3 protein-coding genes are annotated in these 2,506 nt (G+C 71.9%); all 3 read right to left on the bottom strand.

Annotated elements, in window-relative coordinates; translation table 11 throughout:
- Positions 1–100: 100 nt before the first annotated feature.
- From GO707_RS11770 to istA, 3 genes are read right to left on the bottom strand one after another with little or no spacing between them, the layout of a single operon-like run.
- On the bottom strand, positions 101–316 hold the full coding sequence (locus GO707_RS11770; protein WP_114540649.1) for a hypothetical protein: 216 nt from the start codon (positions 314–316) through the stop codon (positions 101–103).
- Positions 313–1,110, bottom strand: a complete 798-nt coding sequence (gene istB / locus GO707_RS11765) for an IS21-like element helper ATPase IstB (protein WP_302808677.1) — start codon at positions 1,108–1,110, stop codon at positions 313–315. The genes GO707_RS11770 and istB overlap by 4 nt, the downstream gene beginning before the upstream one ends.
- Entirely contained in the window at positions 1,107–2,351 is a 1,245-nt protein-coding gene (gene istA / locus GO707_RS11760; protein WP_232325820.1) for an IS21 family transposase, read from the bottom strand. Before istA ends, istB begins: the two co-directional genes overlap by 4 nt.
- Between the last annotated feature and the right edge of the window lie 155 nt (positions 2,352–2,506).

The following is a 2,506-nucleotide window of genomic DNA, read 5'->3' as shown; positions in this document are numbered from 1 at the left end:
TGTTAGCGCTACCGCAAAATCAGCCGAACGCGCCACTCTATCCCGCCGGCGGCGCCCCCGGTTCCCGGCCGGGGGCGCTACCGCACTTTGGCCGCCCGCGCTACCTCGGGCCGCCGCCCAGGGCGCGCTCGACCGCGGGGTAGTCGAAGTCCGCGGCCCAGATCTCAACCTCCAGCGCCGGGGAGCCCTCGGCGTCCCCGGGCGCGACCGCCCAGCTCGTGACCTCCCATCCGCCGAGCTGCGGGAACCTGACCGTCACCGCGACGTCCTCTGCGCCGAACGCGGCCAGCCACCCCGCGGCGTCCGCGGCCCTCACGACTGCCCCCTCTCGGGCAGCCCGTCGCCGTCGGCCGCCTCGGCCAGCAGGTCCTTCATGCGGTAGGACCGCCCCGTGATCTTGAGCATCGTGCAGTGGTGGCACACCCGGTCGGCGATGGCCGCGGCGGTCACCGCGTCCCCGAACACGTCGGCCCAAAGGCCCACGGCCACGTTGGTGGTGATGACCGTGGAGCGGTGCTCGTAGCGGGCCGAGACGAGCTGGAACAGCAGGTCGGCCCCCTCCTCGTCCACGTCCAGGTACCCCAGCTCGTCGATGATGAGCAGCGTCGCGTGGGCGTAGTACTTCAGCCTCTTCGCCAGGATGCCGCGCGAGGAGGCGTCCTTCAGGTCGCGCACCAGCGCCGCGCAGTCGGTGAAGCGCACCTCCTTGCGGGCGCGCACCGCCTCCACCCCCAGCGCCACCGCGATGTGGGTCTTGCCCACGCCCGGGCTGCCGACCAGAACCACGTTCTCGGCCGCGTCCAGGAACCTGAGCGCGGCCAGGTCGTCCACGACGGCCCTGGGTATGGAGGGCTGGAAGGAGAAGTCGAAGTCGGCCAGCGTCTTGACGAACGGGAAGCCGGCGGCGCGCACCTTGCGGTCGGTCCCGCGACGGCGCTTGGCCTCGGCCTCCTCGGAGGTCATGGCGAGCATCGCCGAGGCGAAGTCGGCCTCGCCGGCGGCCACCGCCGACATCCAGTGGGGCAGCCCCGCCGCCATGGCGTCCAGCCCCAGCTCCGAGAGGTTCTCGCGTATGCGGGCGTAGGCGCCGCCCTCGTCCCGGGCGCTCACAGCGACCCCTCCCCGAGCCTGCCGAGCAGCTCCAGGTTGGCGCGGGCCGCCGCCTCGATGTCGGCGTCGGCGTAGCGCGCCTTCGCGGCCAGGGCCTCGGCGTAGTGCGCCGGGTCGTAGACGACGGGCCCTCCCGGGGCCGACAGGTCGTGGACCGCGACGGTCTCGCCGGCCATCTCCACCCTCACCTGGCCCGACGGCATCGCGAGCACCTTGACGCGCCTGCCTATGCAGCGCCGGGGCACCGAGAACTCGCGGCCCCGGCAGCGGACGAGCATCGTGGGGGGCACCGCCTGGACGGAGACGTCGGCCACCATCGACTCCAGAAGCCCCATGTTGCCCACCTTGCGCAGCTCCTCCTTCTCGCGCATGAACAGCACCGCCGGCGGCACCCCGGTCGACGCGCTGGGCTCGGTGTTGCACCGCGCCTCGATGCGCGCGATGGCGGCCACGAGCCCCTCCTCGCCGCGGAAGTCGCCCTCGTAGACGGCCAGCCTCGACAGGAACCGGTTCGACGACTCCACCTTGCCCTTGGTCTGCGGGCTCCTCGGCCGCGCCAGCTCCAGCTCGAAGCCCGCCGCGGCGGCGAACCTGGCGAAGCGCGCCGAGACGCGCCGCCCCGAGGCGGAGGACGAGACGATGGAGGACATGTTGTCGGTGACCAGCGTGCGCGCCGTGCCTCCGTTGGCGGCCATCACCGCCAGCAGGCACGCCATGACGTCGTCCTCGGTGCGCGTCCTGGAGTAGACGAACCGGTGGAGCCGGGAGTAGCCCAGCGTGGCCGAGAACACGTTGAACTCGAACACCTCGCCCTCGGCGTCGGCCATGCGCAGCGACTCCTTCCAGTCGAACTGCATCTGCTCGCCGGGCGCCGTCTCGAAGCGGGGGTGGGGCTCGGGGCCCTCCGGAGGGCGCCCGCACTCGATGCCGTTGCGGCGCATCCACTTGGTGAGCGTGTTGTAGGCCGGCGGCTCCTCGCCGGCGTAGCAGCGGTCGATCAGGTACTCGTAGATGCCGCGCTTGGTCGCGCCGGGCAGCTGCGCCTTGGCCTCTATGACCTCCCTGTGGCGGTCCAGCCCGCTCGGGCGGCACCTGCGCGCGTCCTCCACCTGGCCGCCGGCCTTCCAGTACTTGGCCACCGTGTGCCGGTTCATGCCGTAGCGCCGGGCGATGTCGGTGAAGTTGGGCGTGGTGCCCGCCTGCCTGTACATGTCGAACTCTCCCATGATGTTCCTTTCCAATCGGGGCTCCTTCCGTCCGGAGACGTCGGGAGCCTACACCTTGCGGCGCCGGGGGCGCCGCCGGCCAAAGTCCGGTAGCGCGATCGGCGCCTGTGCGGTGGCGCGATTGGCGGGAAGCGGGGGCCCAATCGGCGATTATTACGGTAGCGCTAACA

It is taken from the genome of Adlercreutzia rubneri, from assembly GCF_009755265.1.
GTDB lineage: Bacteria > Actinomycetota > Coriobacteriia > Coriobacteriales > Eggerthellaceae > Adlercreutzia > Adlercreutzia rubneri.
The sequence above is the reverse complement of the archived record's forward strand: the minus strand, read 5'-3'. Positions and strand labels throughout refer to the sequence as shown.